Below are 16,723 nucleotides of genomic sequence, written 5' to 3'. Positions count from 1 at the left end.
AAACCTTTTAGGAACACGGTTTATTTTGAGTATCTAAAGACTTTGCAAAGTCCACCAGCGCCCTTTCAATAACATAAGCTGGCGAGCGCCCCAGCTTTGCCGTGGCGGCATTTAGCGCAGCTATAGCCTCATCAGTCTTGCGAATATGCAGAGTTGTTACCTCCGGCATGGCGCCGTAAACCGGCAGCCCGAGAGCATGGGCTTTGTCGTAGATCAAGGAAACAATTGTCTCACTTTGATTAAGCATCATTTCTGCAGAAACGCTCTGCAGCGCAAGAACCTCATTCTTCGCAAGTCTCAATTTTTTGGTCTTTATACCAGCCGCTTTATCTCTGGCCACCAGCTTTGCCTGGCGCTTTTTTGAATCATCTACCATTTCTTGAATGCCTGACTGTTATGAGCCCTTCCAGCACCAGAGCATGATTTATCACTCCGCCGCATTCAGGGGATAGTTCAAGAGAGATAACACCGTTTCGCAGCGCATGTCTTAATAGCACATTGCACCACTCATCGAGCGTTAGATCCTGCAGTCTATAAACTGAATCAATAAACCTATGCTGCAGCTTGGCCCCATCTAATCGCGTTGTCTCGAATGTTTTAATGGCCTGTTTAAACGTCAATCGCATGTTGTATAGCTCGGCCACTTCATCAAGTTTACGCTTCGTTGCAGCTTGCACGACACCAGAGAACGCCGGGTTATCGCCGGCAGCAAACAGATCTAAGGTGTCTGGTCTGCTTGGAAATGCATACACACTTCCAACGTCACAACGCAATATAGGCTGCTTAGTTACCAGGCCTTCGCGGAGCATCGCTTGCTGCTGGCTATGCTTAATGCCGCAAACTTCCACCAGCACCTTTCCCTGGGCGTCATAGCTGCACAGGATCCAGTTAGTCTTTATACCCTTGTTCGAGAATTGGAAATAACTTCTGTCCAACACCACATCAGCGTCAAAGGTACGCACAGCCTTGGTTATATCGTCCAGTCTCATGTCATTGCTCCAAAGTATTCACACCATGAATTTTATCAATGACCCACAAATAATAGACTGTTAGGAACAAATTAAACATGGCTTAGCCCGAAATTGCCAGATTGATCCATAACACGCTTGAGATCTTCTGCGCCGGTACCGATCATTGATACGTCAGCTCGAACAAGCAAATCGGTTTTAGCCCATCGATATGAGCATGCCTGCGACATCCACGTTAAGGGGTATAGCTCATTGTCGGCCAACCAGGCATAAGCAATGAAAACCTCTCTATCCGGGTGTTCGTCTTTATAGCTATCGCATGCATCAACCCCCTCCGTGTTATAAGCCTTGAATAATGCCATGGGCTGTAGATCGTCTAAGTGGCGCCAATCGGTAAAACCTACAAACCACTGTGACCAACCAGCCGCCATAACAACGCTTGGACACGCAGCTTGCCCCGGGCGCCCAAGCTGAGTAAAACCATCACCAGGCATAAGAACATCACCACAGGCCAGTGGCAGTGGTTCAGCCCTCAGAGCGGTATCCTTTGGCAAACACAACACAAAGCACGTATCTGTGTTAAATAACTCTCCCCTTACACAGTCCATCCGTGTTCCTTAGCGATGGAACACATCACGTAAAAGTCCTCTATGATACGGCTCACCACCTTGGCCTCATGCCTGGCATCATCACGGGATATGTGCGGTACCCCATCAAATGGAATTTCTCTTTTGTAGTCACGCCCAGTTATCAGGCGATGCATCCAGACCATAGTGTGTAGCTGTTGGTTGCTGTAGTGAGCCCAGCTTTTCTCTATTCCGAGTTGATTGCATGCGTGGGCCATTACTGCATTGTCAAAATCCACACCATTACCCAAAAGCTCGACGGCTTGCCCAGGCGCATAGAACTCACGCGACCAATCACAGAACTCTTGCATGACACAGCCCAAAGGCAACCGAGGTAATGAATGATCAAACGCTTCGGTATACGCCTCTGGCTGCTGTCTCTTAACCCTCTCCCAAAACTCCATGGTGTCGGCATCTATTCGCCGGCAAGCATTATCACCGCCGTGATCAACAAGCCAATAACGTTCCCCCAGGATGCATCCAGTTTCAACATCCACGGTAACACCGCTCAGCGTAAATATGGCGGCATCAGGCTCTAATGAGCCAGACTCCAGATCAGCTACAACGATTACCGGCGTAGCCAATGGCTTAGGTGGAACGATAAAGGCGTCCTTAATTGACAGGCTTTTTATTTGTTGCGCGATTTCTTGGGCCACTCTTCGCTCCTTTGGCATCTGGTGCCGTCATTGAAAAATAAGTGCCTACGGCGCTTAATCGAACTAACCAACTTTCTTTTCTTCACTCGATGCAAACCTCCTGCCTTTGAAGTAATGCCGCCTGAATGGCCTAGAGAGGCCCAAGCGCACCCAGTTATGATGTATCCCGGTATTCTTTAAAGCCTTCACCGAAAGAGGCTGAGAGAACTCTTTTATGCCCAGTTGAAACCACTCTTGAGCCATTGCCTTGATAAATAGCTGCCTGTTGCAACTGGGACAGGGCACCCCGCCGATTGTGTAAAAATCTGCAGAACCAACCTCAGTGACGCTACATGCGTCCCATAGGGAACCGCCAGCACAAATACTGCCGCCCTCAGCACCAACAAACTCAGCGCCCCGGTACCCGCAGCCCGGCCTGTCTGCCGGCATTAATCTCTGTTCCACTTAATCCAACCTGATATTGTTCTTTGATTTTTCATAAAACAGCGCCAAAGAGTCGGCAGATAAACGCCAATCAATGTTTTTCTGCTCCGCTTTTGAAAAGGCATGCGCAAACACGGTTGCGTCTTGCTTCACGATGATTTCATTCAGAGCCCGGATCCTCTCAGTTAGAACCTGTATACCCGGCCCCGGGTTTTTGAAGTCCACCCCGGTCTTGTCACACTCCATGCAATCCAAGTGGCGACTAACAGGTTTATACCTGCCAACACCATGGCACTGAGGGCATGTGCCAGGGGTAGTGCTGTATTTACTAAAAGCCAGCGTTTTGGGGTAAATATCCAGTCGATGCTTTACGTCCTGGTATCCCATTTTTTCCCCGTAAAACTCAGAAACGGCGGCGATACCATGCTGTAATCGCTCCTCATATCTGCCGAGGATCCCGCGCAATCGTTGAATTTCTTGCTTCAACCTGGCGTTTTCGGATTTAGCGGCCTCAAGCTCTTGGGGATCTGACTGCTCGAGGGCTCCACCTATCGCAGTATCAGAATCGAGATTTTCCTTTATTAATCTAATGGCCCCTTCTATACCTCCGGCGAACTCCCCAAGGCCCATATCAAAATGCTCAGCCGCAGACTCCCGAAGCAGGGACAGTAGATCTCCGATTGTGGCTATGTCTCTCATGCAGCCTCCACCCACAATTCTTCATTACGATTCCAGGTCATAATGGCGCCGTCATTCAGTCCCAGATATTCAGTAATAACGGCTTTGGCCTCATCGAATCCGTAGCAGATACAAGCAAAGTAACCCCGCTTGCGCTTTCGATTCAGTTGTTCCACTTGCTTTTCACTGGGCTTGTTCTTGCCCCATTTCATTTCGATAAAAATGCCGTGATATGCACCCTTAGCTACATCCCCGGTAATATCTGGGTACCCTGTTCGCAACCCCTCAGCTGGCATATCACAACTCTCTTTACCAGTTCGCTTCCCGGCATTCGGTACCGCGGCAAAGTCCAGGTAATACTCAGGCAAAAAGCGCTCCAGCCAATCGAACAACATGACTTGTTCCCAGTGCTCATGCGATGCAGCAAACTTACGACCATTTATAATGCCGCCCGTTCTAAGCTCAGGCCGCTTTGCCAGCGTGGCCAGCGCTGCAGCATGAGGAGAGAGCCCTTTGTTTTTAGGGCTCTTGGTCTTTTTGGCTTTACTCCCTGATGTTGATCCACCTTCCTTTGGCACAGGCAAGCCGCCAAACGACCTGATAGAGCCCCAGCTGCCACCAGAACCAGTACGGATCCCTTTGTTAGACCAATCCTGTTGCTTTGCTATACGCTCTGCCAAGAAACCTTCGTCAAAAACTTTGCCACTCAAAGCAAACCCCAACTTGTTAGGAACACAATAAAAAAGCCAGTGCATTTTCTCACTGGCTTTTGTGTTTATCAATTAGTTTTGTTAGGAACTTTTTTGAATGGTGAGATAAAAAAGGCAATCACACCGAGGGACGGCCTATAGCCTTCATGGCCACCAGCTGTCGTTGAGTAGTCGATAAATTCAACGCCCGGATTGCTTGTTGAATGTGACACTGCGCTTCTTTGTGAAGCTCATCCGTTGACTGTCCAAGCTGATCAGCCACTGCATACAACAAAGCTTCCTCTATCCCCGGGCTATCGTTCATTCTCACACCATGAATAAGCCGGTGACACTGATCAAGAATGGTGTATCGAGAACCACTCCCGCAAACCTGCATGCCATTTGAACAATCAGCGATTATCTTCATTTTCTAACTCCGTGATACTCGACAACAACAGCTTGCATGTTGGGTTTCGCTTAGGCTCATTGCCACTGAGCGAACCAAACACCCGGCCGCCTTCTGTAACCCAATTGGCTCCATGCCGTTTCAGAAAAACCTTGTATGTACCCATCCCCACTTTTTCATACGCGGGATCCAATCTCTTGACCAATCCCTGATGGGTATATTCCGCGCCCATCATGCATCCCTTACTGTTTGATTTGGTATAACAGCCCTGCTGGCCCACTGTTTATTTCACAGCGCAGGGTGTAGATCCCCTCTATGGGTTTAGCGTGTACGGGCAGACCCGCATACCATCCCTCCGCCCCTCGCTCAGAAATATCTTCATCTACTGCGTCCACATAATCGCCAGCTATAGATAGCACGCAGACGCCATGCAGACCTATGCACAATTCAATATCAACCTGGTATTGGCCCTCAGAGTTAACAACCCCTGACTGTTTAAAGTCACGCTGACAAGTTAAGCACTCTTTGCCGTATAAAATAATCCCATGTTTACACTGCATCACTCGTTTCCTTTAACTGTTAGCTTCTGAAAGGTGATCTCTAATCACCTTGCCTGGTACCTGCTTTGTTGTTCTAACTACCCTGATACACATCCCCATCCATGTGGCCCATTTGTTGTATCTCCAGGAGAATCTGGGGCGAACAGAAACATGCGTGTTGTCATATTCAATAGTGAGTGACCATCCTTTCGTCTTGGTTTCCATAACTACCAGGACAGCGCCGTACATATAGCTATTCGGGTTTATGTGTTGCTCCCGATTTTGTTCGTAACGATCCACTGTCACCAAGTAACTAGGGCTCATAAAGAAGCCATCCAGTTCTCTGCTCATTATTGCTAACTCTGACATTTCGATTTCCTTTTACAGCCTAGGCGGATCAAACGGCTATATACTCGGGCAGAGCGGCCGAGATTTTTCTCGATGTGTGGCTCCCAAAACATCCAAGGAATGTCATTTGGATTAACTCGCCAGCGAATATTTGCCAGCTCTTTTTTAGACTGAGCAATCGCCATGTCTGAATGTCGAGATTCAAGCTCACACAGCCGTGTTGCCCTACCCATCATTGTTCCCCTACAAACAAGGGAAGTATCGGCAAATCCCGCAGTTGGAATCGAAGCCGCCCTTCGTGATAAACAGGCCTGCCGGCGAACTTAACTGGGAACCTGGCACCTTTTGGCGGGATCCTGTCTCGCTGCATCAAGTAGTGTTTGCCGTCAACAGTCTGAACCAGCCTCATCATTGAGTGATGAACCCTGATCCGCCATTGCTTTTTTGGATCCTGCATTGCGGCATTCACAAGCGCCTTAAATTCTTTCGCGCTAATACCATCACAGATTGAGTATGTCTCGAATGCTTTCAGCAACTGCTCTGGCATTGGACTTCTCAACTCCAGCACATCAAGTAGCGACTGCAGGGGGAGATCAAAAGTTTGCGCAACTTTCATCGGAGAACCGAGCTTCCGAATTGCGAGCCGCAGCCCTTCAATCGGATAGTGCCTCTTATTTCTCACGGCCATTTTGCCCCCCTTGCAGATCTTCACTCTGAACTTTGTCCAACTTGGCTGTAGATGGCCTTCCGATTGAGTCAAAGTAGCGCCTCTTTATCGTCAAGATGGCATCCACGATCAGGTATGAGTCGGCATCATGCACCTGGGAACTAATCTGAATCTCTCGTATTTTCTGGGCTTGTGGTGAATCTTCTTCCTCATTGTTGATAGGAACAGAGCCCTCTATATCATCAGCATCTGAAAATGTGCTGGCCCAATGAACCTTCTTGAGAACGTTGAGATCGGATGTAGAAAACGAACACACCCCAGGGATATTTATCTCAAGGGACGCAACCCGGCCGCCATCGGCTAACTCATCCTGAATATTTTGAATCCGGGCATCAATATCAATGTCCTTGTAAGAAATTTTTCCATCCCCGTCTAATGAGATCCCACCTCCAAGCTCGAAGGGGTACGCATCGCAGCACGTATTCACCAGATGTGACATAACGCGGTCAAAATCGACACTCTTATCATTGTCATGCTCAACAAACTCAGCGGGTATGCATTTCAGAGAGCCAATAGCTTTGCGGATCATGCTAGTGAACACATCAGCAGAATCTCCAGCACCAGTGAAAACCACCAGCATTCCCGAATCGGGAAGGATCAGGCCATCAATACGCTTGAATTTGGAAAATGCATCTTTGGCCATTTCAATCTTTATGGCCATTTGGAGCTCTTTCCTTTCTCCTGGTCGAACTATCCTCCGCTCCTTCATTTCGATAGCCGTTGCTCGGGCTTTTGTCCGCCTTGCTATCTCATCTGGAGGCAATACCTTTTCCTCTATCAACAGCGATACCAAATACGCTTTGGCGCCATCAGCATTGATATGATGAGCAACAGATTTAATTGGACTGCTTTCAAGCTCACTACCGATGAGGGCATTCTCCCGATCTAGTGCGTGAACAAAGCCGGATGATGAAATTGCGTCACCGGAACAGCCTTTAAACATGAATCGCTGCAGAGCTTCATCAAGCTGCTCAAATGTGAGGGCAAAATCTTTCAGCCAGTAAAAGATCATTGCCCCCGGGGCCAGGCGTTTAAGTTTCATGATCACTTGTTCCTCTTTTTGCGATTAACCTTGCCACCAGCTCGAGCCATAGCTCTATGCTTACTGGAAATAGCAATGAGGTTTTTATTTGATTGAATTAGGTTTTCGTTGTGAGCGAGATCTACAGACATTTGTGATAGCCGGTGTCTTGTGTTGGCCATGGCCCGATTACAGGCTTCAACATCAAACTCTTTCAATTTCTCGGCCAGTTCGCCATGGACGGCCCGAGGAGGGCATAGCTCCTCGAGCAATTCATCACTGATCCCGGGTATTGTCGGCATGATTAAGTTGCCATCCCGGCCAATGCCCATTACAACAGCAAATCCGTTTTTACCGAGCCAAAGCGCTATTGGATACCGCGGATCAATTTCAAACTCGCCTTCTGTCGATGTAATGTCAGTCTGAAATGAAAAAACCGAGGCTCCACCAGCATCACACTCGAAAAAATCCTCATGGATCATTGCCTGCAGCATAAAGCCGAGATAGCGCCGCTCAGTCCTGGTTTTGTCCAACTCGACACCAAAGTCAGTCAGGTGTTGATTGGCCTTTAGCATCGTGTTTTTTGCGTCAAGTAGACGCCGCTTGTTTTCAGCGTTCTTCGCTTCTAACCGCTTGTTTTCAGCTTCCTTGGAATCCAGCCTGGCCCGTAAAGACTCTTGCCCTTTGTGAGCCTCCCTCAACTCTCGAGCATGTGCAGCTTTGAGTTCACTAATGCGCCCCTCACTGGCCAGCAGCTTGTTAGCGTCTATCTCAAGCTTTGACTCCAGTTCGCTTACCGTTTCTCGGAGAGCATCAACATTGGCCCGTTGCTCATTCAGCGTTTGAGTAAGCTCTGATTTTTCATTCTCAAGTAATCGGACTTTGCCAGAGAGATCAGCATTGAGTTTTTCGTACTCGCGTTTTAACTGAGTCAGCTCATCAATAGAAATCAAACCATCAATGCTTGGGCTTGAAGTTGATAAGTCCTCAAGCTCAGAGGTCAGTATTGCGTTTCGCTCATTAGCCTTCTCCAGGTCTAGCCGATACTCACTAATCTCAGAGTTCAGCTTGAGTACCTTCTCTTTGAGTCGAACCTCACTACTCCGCATAAGTGACATTTGAAACTCTGCAGACGACAAACGGCGTCTAATTGAATCGCGATCAGCCTCCAATAAATCCGTATAGGTGATCTCGGCCGACTCTTTCCCGTTCAACAACTCGAGAACGGCACCTTCATCGACCGACAAAGAATACAAAGCATCCATTTTAAAAAACTTTGTTAGGAACAGATTTGGCAAATGTACTCTTGAAGGTGTTAAATATCAAGTAATCGTTAGCCCCTTTTTTGCCGGGACAATCTGAAAGTTATCATCAAGCAAATAATCCGGATCATCCATTTGATCACCCAACGCCGCCCACCCTGGCCGGCCGGAGCGACTAAACAGCTCAAGCCGTTCAACATCACCGCAAAGTCGTTCCATTCTGCGATAAAACTCATCTGGCTTCTTGCTGTGCTCCATATTTGGCGCATCAATTACTTGCCTGACATTCTTTGATTCCACCAACTGAGCAGCCCGACCAATACCCCCGAAAAGCACTAATTCAGAATTTGACCTGGTGTAGTGCCCCTGATTAATGTCGAACCTCTTTTCAGATCCGCAAATGTTTCTCAGCCAGTCAGGCCCGAACCAGCTTTTTAGGAACGACCTTGAATACATTTTTGAATCAAACTGAGCAAGATCGTGAAAACTGGCCATATCATCCCTGACCAGCTTTGCCATATTCTCCCAACCTCGCTTACTGCGCTTCACCCACACAAAGCCGCCAGTTAAGTACCGAAATCCCCAGTCGCGCATAACATCCAACGCTTCTTGCAGCAGCGGCATTGTGGCCCACATAGCCAGAAGACAATCGTCAGCTGCATAGTCCTTGACGTTCATACGCTTAATGTCTTCTAACTTCATCGTTTGATAGTGCCGCAATGCACCACCCCGATTCAGGCTCTTGTCATCGTATGACCAGGGACAATCAGCAGCAATCACACTAAATCGCCGGTTACTCTGCGGCTCTTTCACACTTATCATTTATCACCTCATCCAAAATTGTTCCTAACAATTATTGATCTTTTACGGCATGACTAGAAGTGTTTAAAGGACAGCCTGGCAGTTCAGATCCATTTTTGGATCTTTCGGCGAGAAAACATGCGATCAAATCAGATGCAATGAAAGGCAATGCCTTTTAAATCAAATGCTTGAAAAATATATGTATAAAAAACCAGTACACACAAAAGAGGGGGGATATAGATCTGCAGGATAAACGATCGTATGATCGGCGGCGTTTTATATTGTTCCTAACACGTTCCAGGTGAAGGGAAACAAAAAAGGACTCCTAAGAGTCCTCTTTGAGCGAATAGAAATAGGCCTCTATCGCATGTTGCCAAGCGTCCTGTTCCAGAGGGCGCTTAGCTTGTTGTCAACCTCAACTCAACAACAGACCAAATTTTACCTTTGGGCTGCTTTTGAGTCAATTCCGCTCGGCTGTAATTTGATGAAAAAAAGCACACGACCAATCCGGCACCATAATCAGCTATCCCCCATATTGTCAGCTATCGACCAGGCCAGGTTACTAAAGCCATCGCTGGTGGCGTTCTTGCAGGTAATAGCTCAACACTACAACGTAAAAACGGGCAGTTGTTATCCGAGTCAGGCCAGAATTGCGGCTCTCTGCCAGCTGTCAGTCAGACAGGTAATAAGAATCAAAGACAAGATTGTCAAAATGGGGCTTGTCAGCGTACACAGGCCAAACAAGCGAGGATGCCTGGTTTACTCTCTCAACATTCAAGCTCTGCAGCAGCTATCGGTTACAGCCAGAAAGAAACTGAGCTCGGCCACCAGCAGCAAAAAATGTCATGTGCCGAAATCCCAAAAATGTCACATAAACAGTTTATCTAACGATAAACATAAAGATCTAAATAACACTGTCACGGCAAAAAGCGCCAGACAGCGGTTTCTTGAATCTCTCATAAGCGGCATCCAGCACGAACTAACCCACCTCACTGGCATCAAGCAAAAAGCAGCGTACACATCAGCAATCAAGAAAGCCCGTATAGCCAGAGGCGAGATATTCAGTGATGAAGAAAAGGCCCGGCGCAAAGCGATCTCTGAGCGTAACAGAGCAGCCAGGGAAAAAGCCGCAGCGACTGGCCAGCTGATCCGCAACCTGGAAACCCAGCTAATCACTTGGAGCCGAACAGGAACCGGCTTTACATCAGAGCATGCGAGCATGCTTGAGCAATACAGCTCAATACTGGGCGCGATGGCCAAGCCATTGCTAAAACGCTTCTGGTCTACTCATAGAGCATAAATCCCCTGTTTTTAGGCTGCTACTTGTTGACGCTTTACTCTCTCATTGGATCAAACAACAGAGGGTATAACGTGAAGTTTCTTTTAGAACACTGGCCCAAGCTACTGGCCATAGCATTGATTATCAGTGCGTACCTGTATGTGAACAATCTAATCACGACAAATGAGGAATTGCAGAAGGCCATTTCTGATAAAAACGAGCGGATCGAAAGAATGCAAAATGCTATCGAGCAAGCAGAAGTCAATGCCGCAGCGACAGAAAAAGAATTCGATCAATTACTCGAGGCCAGAGAACGGGAGATCCGAGAGTCAATTGAAATTAGCCGAGCAGCCAACCAGCGTGAGCAGCAGCTGCAGAACGACATGATGAACTTGAAAAAGGAGTTAATGAATGAAAACGGCCCTACAGATTGTGCTTTCCAGCCTATGCCTGATTCTGGTGTCAGGGTGCTCAACGGCGCCGGAACCCCAAACGGTTTATCTGACAAAGACAGTGATCAAACGGGAAAAAGTACCGGAGGATAAAATCACTGAAATTACAATACCCACGTTGTCAGGTAATCCCCCATGGATTGAGTGCACTCGACATGGGGCTGAACTGCGAAACCTGTTGAAAATGGCCAATGATAGGTTTGAAGCCTTGCGCAGCCGCAATGCTGAGATAGACCGTCAAAACAACAAGGGAGATTGATTTTCCTATGTCTGTTAAGGATATGACACATGACCAAATAGCAGACTGGTGCGCTATGAGATTGAAACGAATGGGCTATACAATCGCCCTTTCCAATCTCACCAGCGCCACTCACGGCGAACAACCAGACGTACTGGGTTTGACTGCCTACGGTAGATCCATCGTTGTTGAAGTCAAGGTGTCGCGCTCTGACTTTCATGCTGATAGAAAAAAGCCATGGAGACAGGATCCAGAACTCGGGATGGGAGATCAGCGAGTTTACCTTGTGCCACAGGGACTGCTTAACGTAGAAGAAATACCCTATGGATGGCAGTTGTGGGAGATATGCGGCAAAAAAAGGCCAACGCTGAATATAGTCAAAGGCCAGCGCAAAGTTAAAATCCAGCATCCTTACATGCGCCCTGGTAACTTCACTACCCAAACCGTTCTCACAAACATTACCAAGGATGAATTGTCGCACTTTACCCCCAAAGAGAAAAACTACCGCCGAGAGCTAACCTGGTTATTGAAAATTGCCTTCCGGGCTCAAGAAAACGGCATAGACCTCAACAAGTTTGCCAACAATTACCAGACTTCATAAGCGCGCCCATCCCGGAATGGTACCGTCACAGATGGCGGTACCATTTTGTCGAATCCCCTCTTGCAAATACACACGCGTGTGTATATAATTATCTCAAGTTAAACAACTGAGGAAACCATGACTTCAAAGGACTTGATTAGTTTACTAAGAGAGAACGGTTGCGAGTTTGTTCGGCATGGCAAGGGTGATCATCAGATCTGGTTTTCACCTAAAACGGGAAAGAAATTCTCCGTCCCCCACCCGAAAAAACAAATGCCAATCGGGACACTCAAAAGCATTAAGAGAGCTGCGGGGATTTAATCCCCGCCTTTTGAAGTCTGATCCGGGAGAAGCTATGTTATTTATGGTTGGTGTCGAAGTACCTAAAAATGACGATACAGCCTTTGGTATTGTCGTGCCTGCGTTTGAGTCTTTGGGGTATAGCTGCTTTTCTGCAGCTGATGAGGAACAACAAATACTCAACAAAGCTAAAGAGGCCATTTTGGATATGGCCGAAGAAGTCTTGAATGATGGCCATCTGTTGGAAAGTTTGGATAAAGGCTATCAAAACTATCAAGCAGAGTATCCAGATTTTACTCAATGGATAGCGATTGATGTGCCTATCGAAGCACTAAAACCCAAGCAAAAACGCTTAAATATTACTTTGTCGGAATCGCAGCTTGCTAGAATTGATAACTTTGTTGGCTACCACAGCCAATACAAAGATCGTTCTGATTTTCTGGCAAAGGCGGCCGACAATTTAATGCGGCAGTCTGCGTAAAACAAAAGGCCCGGTTAATCCGGGCCTTTTTTATTTCCAGTTCCTGGATGAAAACTGCTCACCGATGAAAATGGCACCACTGTCATTTAAATCAATATTTGACCGTGGTTTTTCAACGGTGACACCATCTGAGTTTCCCAACGGAAGGCTGTTGAAGCCACCAGCAAGAGATTCAAAGAACTTGGCGGCAATAGCCTTATCTTCATCGCTGTCCATGCGGATTAATGCTTGCTTTTGGCTCTCAGACATAAACACGGAAGCTTTTTCGATGGCCTCCATCATTGCGTGTTCCCGGAATAGATTTTGCCTTGATACATTATCAAGCGTTCCCTGGAGCTCCTGCACCACACTCTCAAACATCAAGACTTTAGAACCAAGATCTGCAATATCATCGGCATCCATGACACTGGCGCGTTCCCAGTAATCCATAACTTTCTCTGCACAGCCCTTAAAACCAACAGACTCAAGCATGTGCATAATGCCATCATGCTCCGAGGTCGCCGATATGCTCTCGAGCATCATTTCCATTTTCCGCTTGTCGATATAGGATGGATGTTTCACATAGTCAAAGCCCCAGAGAGCAGTAGCAACAGCGCCTGATGGCGTCCTATAGCCGTCCACAGCCCATGAAAAGCCACCAACACCAGCATCGTCCATTGCTTTAGCTGCAATGCCTCCCGGCGTGTTCAGAAAGTCCTCCGTATGAGTTACGATCCCTTCATCACTTACAGATATGTCCACCAGCACGTTTGATGGAACGTTTTCAATAACGACAGGTTTTCCATCTATATAGACAATTTCGACCTCTGCCAACTCCATTTTGTCAGCAACTTGCCGGCGAACATGGCCGAAGTAACCATACAACTCCCGAAGCTTAAGCCTCTCCTGGAAATGTTTATTTCCAATGATCGATCTGACAGCGTTAATCAGATAGCCACGACCGTTACCATCCGAGCGCCCGTGATTTCGGAGATCAAACTCCTTCGTTACAGTCCCTAACACCTCATATTTTTTTGCCATTATTCACTCCACAGATTAACTAAATGACTATTCACCAGAGCCTTAACCTTTTCGTCTAAGCCGCCTTCTACACCCTCAAACATGCCCTCACCATCGGAGGGCGGGTTTTTGGCTATCTCACTGAGCACTGTTTCAATGGTGTCATTGTCTAAACCGGCCTCTCCCATCATCATCTTCTTGAATGTTTCACTACCACCGAACGTTCCCTGCATCATCATGTCCATCAGCGTGACAACAGAGGTGCAAAACTCGATCTTGGAGCGGTTCTCATCAGCTTTTTCGATGGCCAGAGCCGTGTTGACACTGTGGAATTTGACAGTGAAGGGTAACTTGTTCCTGGGGAATGCTTTCTTATATTTGAATGCCAGGTGAATCTCGATGATCCGCATAACCGCATCCCGTATACCGTTACGGATCCAGATAGCTCTCATAGCTGCAATGATGGATGTTCGAGCCCAGCCACCTTCTCCGAGGCCTCCGCTCATCATATCGGCCCAGCCAATCATGGATGGATCAATGCCCAGTGAGGAACACAGGCGCTTGAGGTTGAAAATCACATCCTCGATGCCGTTAATGTTTGGGCTTGTTTGTTGGGTATCCACAGTCATACCGCCCTTACCCCCCGTTAATAACGGGATCAGGCGCGTAAAAATGGATGGACGGCTCTTGTTGATTCTTGCGTATTCTCGTTCGGCTTCAATATCCTTCTTGAATTGTGTACCTACCTGGTTCAAGTAATTTGCTGCTGAGATTGGATCCAAGCCGTCCATGCCTATGCCAACGATCCTGTCAGTTTTGCTTGCTGCAAATCTGGCGCCTCTTAACCCGCCCAGGGTTTCATTGAACTCCATGTACGCTGTGTATGAGTTTTCGAGAAAGGATGTGCCATAGTTTTGAGTCTCCACCGGCTTTCGGCGGTGAACATCATCATAAAGCGAATATTGCTTCGGCCCGTTTACCGGCGGCTCCGCATCAAGGTCAGGCGTCCAAAACGGGATCTTGCACCCAACTAGCGCCCAGGGTTCAGCCAATCTGAGATTGTCACCTTCAAATTTTTTGAGATATTCACCGACAAAACCACACAGCAAGCCGGCTCGCTCATACTCTTTTACCTGGTGGGCCAACGTGAACCAGTTTGATTCTATATCTGTAATCCCAACACCAGGCGCCCCATACGGCCGGAGATAATGTACCCCATATTGGGCCATCGGCATTGCCCAGCTGGCCACAGCGTCATTAATCATTGCGCCGAGGTCTTCCATTACTTCATCGGCAAGCCCTTTAAACTCAGGATCCGCAGACTCAATCGTTAAGATATTCCCGGTTTCCATATCCGGCGCCAAAGCGTGTGCGATATGCATCTGCAAAGCGGCACTTATCAGTTCGTTATTGCCCATCATTTGATAAATGGCATAACGGGACATTCTATCTTTGGGCAGAACATACTCAGGCAACCAACCCGATGATTTGTTGAGTTTGCCGGTGTTATCGCCAACTAAATCCGAATCGGCCGGGAACGGCATTCCGACTGATCCAACTGAATCATACGCAATGGATGCATCGTCAGCGTCTGACTGCTGGTAGCCGCGGAACAGCGTCTTAAATGCCCCCAACAACCCGTCATTTGATTTTGTCTTTTTCACTACTCACCCGCTCATTGCAGTAATTGACGGCATGATAGCCAGATGAGTTGCGGCCAATAAAAAAACAGGGGAATTAGCGGTTTTGATTGATGCCACTAGAGGGCTTTACAGGATGGACACAGACAACATTCTGCATCCTGAATTTCTATATGTTGTGTTGTATCAGCTGCCACTACGCACACGATGTTGTGTTTGTCAGACCGGCGCGGTTTCTCTTAACAATTTCTAACGTGGTCAGCTGTGTCACCGCCGCGCTCGTTTTCATCAAGGATGTCTGCCATTGCATTGAGGGTTTTGGCGACAGCCCTACACTCATTCGCTGACATGAGAGCTGTTGAGCTTGACGTTACAGCCTCATTATTTGATGGCGATATTTCACTGATCTTGAGATACCCACCAAATGGGCTTGAATAGGCGTGGATCTCTACGAGTTTGCGAAAATCATCTATAGCCTTGCCCACCTTCAAAAAGCTTTCATATTGTGGCATTCTCGGTTTCCTTTAAAATCATGGGCTGCCCCACCAGCGAGCCGGAGCCCTGGAGCAAAGAATTTGCTCGGCGGTCAGCGGCTAAAAATATGGTGGTACTCACTTAATTTCGGTTAAATCAATGCTGAGATTTGATAGCTAGAGCTTGTTCTAGCGTTGCTTTCACTTCTTCAAACTTCTCAACGTTGATAGCATCTTTATTGCCAAATTCATCAACAACATACCCGCGATGCAAATCAGTCTTCGTGCAAGCCAATAGTTCTTCGATATGAGAGCGAGGCATAGTCAAAACATCTTCAAGTATATTAAGTTTCATACCGTTGTTTCCTTGATTATTTCTGCTTAGCATCACTTAATGCTGAGCGCTTCAAAAGCCTCAAGCAGCGCTTTATCGGCCTTGTAAACAACGGCAAGGCCGCCGGCCGGCTTAGGCTCATAATGCTCTACCAGCAAATATATGCCATCCGGCGACGGCTCGGTTTTCATGATCCAGGCATACTTATCGCCAGCAGCATAATGTCCCCTGGTCATATCTAACAGCATATTCCGCTCCACAGCACGGCGAATTGCCTTGTATTTTGCCTTTGTGACAGGGACTAGATTTTCTTGTTTAAATTCTTTTGCCAAGGTGCCCATAGCATTTCCCTTAACTGGAACACAGCCCAGTACCTTAAAGTTGCTGCAACATTAATTTGCGCTCGATCTCAACCTGCTTGAGATCTATCCTAAAATACGCAGCCAGCAACGACTCTATGGAGGCATTTACAGGATTTACGCTATTCCCCTCCCAAGTGCCAAACACAATTTTCTTTTCGAGTTGCAGCCATTCAATGAACTCACCGATAGCCTGAGACTGTTCTGATACAGCCTTCAACTTTTCTGATTCTGGATACTTAGGAAAGCCGAGGCATGTTGGTTCTGGTTCCTGATAACGCTTTGCCGCCTCAACTAGATTTAATGCGGCTTCCAACGACAGGCCAATACTCACGCCCATATAACCGAGCTCTTTAGCCGATTCGATAGCTTTTTCAGCCTCATCCACAAACCCCGTCAATGACTCGATAACGTGGGGTTCAGGCATATCAGGATCAAACATAT

The 16,723-nt window shown here is 47.4% G+C and carries 24 protein-coding genes; 5 read left to right on the top strand and 19 right to left on the bottom strand.

The annotated features are described in order from the left end of the window. Nucleotides 1–7 precede the first annotated feature (7 nt). The 13 genes from ACF8D4_RS00820 to ACF8D4_RS00760 form a co-directional block, all read right to left on the bottom strand. On the bottom strand, nucleotides 8–376 hold the full coding sequence (locus ACF8D4_RS00820) for a hypothetical protein (RefSeq protein WP_345868317.1): 369 nt from the start codon (nucleotides 374–376) through the stop codon (nucleotides 8–10). Continuing rightward, on the bottom strand, nucleotides 366–989 hold the full coding sequence (locus ACF8D4_RS00815) for a hypothetical protein (protein ID WP_208251546.1): 624 nt from the start codon (nucleotides 987–989) through the stop codon (nucleotides 366–368). Before ACF8D4_RS00815 ends, ACF8D4_RS00820 begins: the two co-directional genes overlap by 11 nt. A 71-nt stretch (nucleotides 990–1,060) precedes the next feature. After that, nucleotides 1,061–1,576 carry a hypothetical protein gene (locus ACF8D4_RS00810; protein WP_208251544.1) on the bottom strand — a complete coding sequence of 172 codons (516 nt, stop codon included), beginning with the start codon at nucleotides 1,574–1,576 and terminating at the stop codon, nucleotides 1,061–1,063. After that, nucleotides 1,564–2,250, bottom strand: a complete 687-nt coding sequence (locus tag ACF8D4_RS00805; RefSeq protein WP_208251542.1) for a 3'-5' exonuclease — start codon at nucleotides 2,248–2,250, stop codon at nucleotides 1,564–1,566. Before ACF8D4_RS00805 ends, ACF8D4_RS00810 begins: the two co-directional genes overlap by 13 nt. 444 nt (nucleotides 2,251–2,694) lie before the next feature. Further along, on the bottom strand, nucleotides 2,695–3,372 hold the full coding sequence (locus ACF8D4_RS00800) for a hypothetical protein (RefSeq protein ID WP_208251540.1): 678 nt from the start codon (nucleotides 3,370–3,372) through the stop codon (nucleotides 2,695–2,697). Beyond that, a complete protein-coding gene (locus ACF8D4_RS00795) occupies nucleotides 3,369–4,133 on the bottom strand; it encodes a VRR-NUC domain-containing protein (protein ID WP_208251538.1) in 765 nt (254 codons plus the stop codon). The genes ACF8D4_RS00800 and ACF8D4_RS00795 overlap by 4 nt, the downstream gene beginning before the upstream one ends. Before the next feature lie 46 nt (nucleotides 4,134–4,179). After that, entirely contained in the window at nucleotides 4,180–4,467 is a 288-nt protein-coding gene (locus ACF8D4_RS00790; protein WP_208251537.1) for a hypothetical protein, read from the bottom strand. Nucleotides 4,468–4,688: 221 nt separating this feature from the next. Continuing rightward, on the bottom strand, nucleotides 4,689–5,006 hold the full coding sequence (locus tag ACF8D4_RS00785) for a hypothetical protein (RefSeq protein ID WP_208251536.1): 318 nt from the start codon (nucleotides 5,004–5,006) through the stop codon (nucleotides 4,689–4,691). A gap of 12 nt (nucleotides 5,007–5,018) precedes the next feature. Then, nucleotides 5,019–5,354 carry a hypothetical protein gene (locus tag ACF8D4_RS00780; RefSeq protein WP_208251535.1) on the bottom strand — a complete coding sequence of 112 codons (336 nt, stop codon included), beginning with the start codon at nucleotides 5,352–5,354 and terminating at the stop codon, nucleotides 5,019–5,021. A gap of 211 nt (nucleotides 5,355–5,565) precedes the next feature. After that, nucleotides 5,566–6,021: a hypothetical protein gene (locus tag ACF8D4_RS00775; RefSeq protein WP_208251534.1), complete on the bottom strand. Its 456-nt coding sequence runs from the start codon at nucleotides 6,019–6,021 to the stop codon at nucleotides 5,566–5,568. Further along, entirely contained in the window at nucleotides 6,005–7,102 is a 1,098-nt protein-coding gene (rdgC, locus tag ACF8D4_RS00770; RefSeq protein WP_208251533.1) for a recombination-associated protein RdgC, read from the bottom strand. Before rdgC ends, ACF8D4_RS00775 begins: the two co-directional genes overlap by 17 nt. Nucleotides 7,103–7,104: 2 nt before the next feature. Beyond that, entirely contained in the window at nucleotides 7,105–8,379 is a 1,275-nt protein-coding gene (locus tag ACF8D4_RS00765) for a hypothetical protein (protein ID WP_345882270.1), read from the bottom strand. Nucleotides 8,380–8,403: 24 nt separating this feature from the next. Then, a complete protein-coding gene (locus ACF8D4_RS00760) occupies nucleotides 8,404–9,165 on the bottom strand; it encodes an MT-A70 family methyltransferase (RefSeq protein ID WP_208251531.1) in 762 nt (253 codons plus the stop codon). Nucleotides 9,166–9,547: 382 nt separating this feature from the next. On the opposite strand from ACF8D4_RS00760, the gene ACF8D4_RS00755 reads away from it, so the two are divergent. From ACF8D4_RS00755 to ACF8D4_RS00735, 5 genes are all read left to right on the top strand, one after another. Continuing rightward, nucleotides 9,548–10,444 carry a helix-turn-helix domain-containing protein gene (locus ACF8D4_RS00755; protein WP_208251530.1) on the top strand — a complete coding sequence of 299 codons (897 nt, stop codon included), beginning with the start codon at nucleotides 9,548–9,550 and terminating at the stop codon, nucleotides 10,442–10,444. A gap of 71 nt (nucleotides 10,445–10,515) precedes the next feature. Further along, a complete protein-coding gene (locus ACF8D4_RS00750) occupies nucleotides 10,516–10,968 on the top strand; it encodes an OmpH family outer membrane protein (protein ID WP_208251528.1) in 453 nt (150 codons plus the stop codon). A gap of 173 nt (nucleotides 10,969–11,141) precedes the next feature. Then, nucleotides 11,142–11,714, top strand: coding sequence for a hypothetical protein (locus tag ACF8D4_RS00745; RefSeq protein WP_208251526.1), 573 nt, complete (start codon nucleotides 11,142–11,144; stop codon nucleotides 11,712–11,714). Between the two features lie 117 nt (nucleotides 11,715–11,831). After that, nucleotides 11,832–12,014, top strand: coding sequence for a type II toxin-antitoxin system HicA family toxin (locus ACF8D4_RS00740; protein ID WP_208251525.1), 183 nt, complete (start codon nucleotides 11,832–11,834; stop codon nucleotides 12,012–12,014). Between the two features lie 34 nt (nucleotides 12,015–12,048). After that, nucleotides 12,049–12,474 carry a type II toxin-antitoxin system HicB family antitoxin gene (locus tag ACF8D4_RS00735; RefSeq protein ID WP_208251523.1) on the top strand — a complete coding sequence of 142 codons (426 nt, stop codon included), beginning with the start codon at nucleotides 12,049–12,051 and terminating at the stop codon, nucleotides 12,472–12,474. A gap of 30 nt (nucleotides 12,475–12,504) precedes the next feature. Here ACF8D4_RS00735 and ACF8D4_RS00730 read toward each other — a convergent pair whose 3' ends face one another. The 6 genes from ACF8D4_RS00730 to ACF8D4_RS00705 form a co-directional block, all read right to left on the bottom strand. Beyond that, on the bottom strand, nucleotides 12,505–13,494 hold the full coding sequence (locus ACF8D4_RS00730) for a hypothetical protein (RefSeq protein WP_208251522.1): 990 nt from the start codon (nucleotides 13,492–13,494) through the stop codon (nucleotides 12,505–12,507). Beyond that, entirely contained in the window at nucleotides 13,494–15,137 is a 1,644-nt protein-coding gene (locus ACF8D4_RS00725; protein ID WP_392468176.1) for a hypothetical protein, read from the bottom strand. Before ACF8D4_RS00725 ends, ACF8D4_RS00730 begins: the two co-directional genes overlap by 1 nt. Before the next feature lie 215 nt (nucleotides 15,138–15,352). Further along, nucleotides 15,353–15,625, bottom strand: a complete 273-nt coding sequence (locus ACF8D4_RS00720; protein ID WP_345868297.1) for a hypothetical protein — start codon at nucleotides 15,623–15,625, stop codon at nucleotides 15,353–15,355. 118 nt (nucleotides 15,626–15,743) lie between these two features. Continuing rightward, nucleotides 15,744–15,941 carry a hypothetical protein gene (locus ACF8D4_RS00715; RefSeq protein WP_345868294.1) on the bottom strand — a complete coding sequence of 66 codons (198 nt, stop codon included), beginning with the start codon at nucleotides 15,939–15,941 and terminating at the stop codon, nucleotides 15,744–15,746. A 32-nt stretch (nucleotides 15,942–15,973) separates the two neighbouring features. After that, a complete protein-coding gene (locus ACF8D4_RS00710; RefSeq protein ID WP_345882274.1) occupies nucleotides 15,974–16,261 on the bottom strand; it encodes a hypothetical protein in 288 nt (95 codons plus the stop codon). A gap of 34 nt (nucleotides 16,262–16,295) precedes the next feature. Then, nucleotides 16,296–16,721, bottom strand: a complete 426-nt coding sequence (locus ACF8D4_RS00705; RefSeq protein WP_345882275.1) for a hypothetical protein — start codon at nucleotides 16,719–16,721, stop codon at nucleotides 16,296–16,298. Nucleotides 16,722–16,723 lie beyond the last annotated feature (2 nt).

The organism is Shewanella sp. YQ_9 (assembly GCF_043103185.1).
Lineage (GTDB): Bacteria > Pseudomonadota > Gammaproteobacteria > Enterobacterales > Shewanellaceae > Shewanella > Shewanella algae.
The sequence above is the reverse complement of the archived record's forward strand: the minus strand, read 5'-3'. Positions and strand labels throughout refer to the sequence as shown.

Bases quoted from the DNA above. Each gene is read 5' to 3' on its own strand.
- ACF8D4_RS00820 (WP_345868317.1), bottom strand. From the start codon at position 376: ATGGTAGATGATTCAAAAAAGCGCCAGGCAAAGCTGGTGGCCAGAGAT.
- ACF8D4_RS00815 (WP_208251546.1), bottom strand. From the start codon at position 989: ATGAGACTGGACGATATAACCAAGGCTGTGCGTACCTTTGACGCTGAT.
- ACF8D4_RS00810 (WP_208251544.1), bottom strand. From the start codon at position 1,576: ATGGACTGTGTAAGGGGAGAGTTATTTAACACAGATACGTGCTTTGTG.
- ACF8D4_RS00800 (WP_208251540.1), bottom strand. From the start codon at position 3,372: ATGAGAGACATAGCCACAATCGGAGATCTACTGTCCCTGCTTCGGGAG.
- ACF8D4_RS00790 (WP_208251537.1), bottom strand. From the start codon at position 4,467: ATGAAGATAATCGCTGATTGTTCAAATGGCATGCAGGTTTGCGGGAGT.
- ACF8D4_RS00785 (WP_208251536.1), bottom strand. From the start codon at position 5,006: ATGCAGTGTAAACATGGGATTATTTTATACGGCAAAGAGTGCTTAACT.
- ACF8D4_RS00780 (WP_208251535.1), bottom strand. From the start codon at position 5,354: ATGTCAGAGTTAGCAATAATGAGCAGAGAACTGGATGGCTTCTTTATG.
- ACF8D4_RS00775 (WP_208251534.1), bottom strand. From the start codon at position 6,021: ATGGCCGTGAGAAATAAGAGGCACTATCCGATTGAAGGGCTGCGGCTC.
- rdgC (WP_208251533.1), bottom strand. From the start codon at position 7,102: ATGAAACTTAAACGCCTGGCCCCGGGGGCAATGATCTTTTACTGGCTG.
- ACF8D4_RS00760 (WP_208251531.1), bottom strand. From the start codon at position 9,165: ATGATAAGTGTGAAAGAGCCGCAGAGTAACCGGCGATTTAGTGTGATT.
- ACF8D4_RS00745 (WP_208251526.1), top strand. From the start codon at position 11,142: ATGTCTGTTAAGGATATGACACATGACCAAATAGCAGACTGGTGCGCT.
- ACF8D4_RS00740 (WP_208251525.1), top strand. From the start codon at position 11,832: ATGACTTCAAAGGACTTGATTAGTTTACTAAGAGAGAACGGTTGCGAG.
- ACF8D4_RS00735 (WP_208251523.1), top strand. From the start codon at position 12,049: ATGTTATTTATGGTTGGTGTCGAAGTACCTAAAAATGACGATACAGCC.
- ACF8D4_RS00730 (WP_208251522.1), bottom strand. From the start codon at position 13,494: ATGGCAAAAAAATATGAGGTGTTAGGGACTGTAACGAAGGAGTTTGAT.
- ACF8D4_RS00720 (WP_345868297.1), bottom strand. From the start codon at position 15,625: ATGCCACAATATGAAAGCTTTTTGAAGGTGGGCAAGGCTATAGATGAT.
- ACF8D4_RS00715 (WP_345868294.1), bottom strand. From the start codon at position 15,941: ATGAAACTTAATATACTTGAAGATGTTTTGACTATGCCTCGCTCTCAT.
- ACF8D4_RS00710 (WP_345882274.1), bottom strand. From the start codon at position 16,261: ATGGGCACCTTGGCAAAAGAATTTAAACAAGAAAATCTAGTCCCTGTC.
- ACF8D4_RS00705 (WP_345882275.1), bottom strand. From the start codon at position 16,721: ATGTTTGATCCTGATATGCCTGAACCCCACGTTATCGAGTCATTGACG.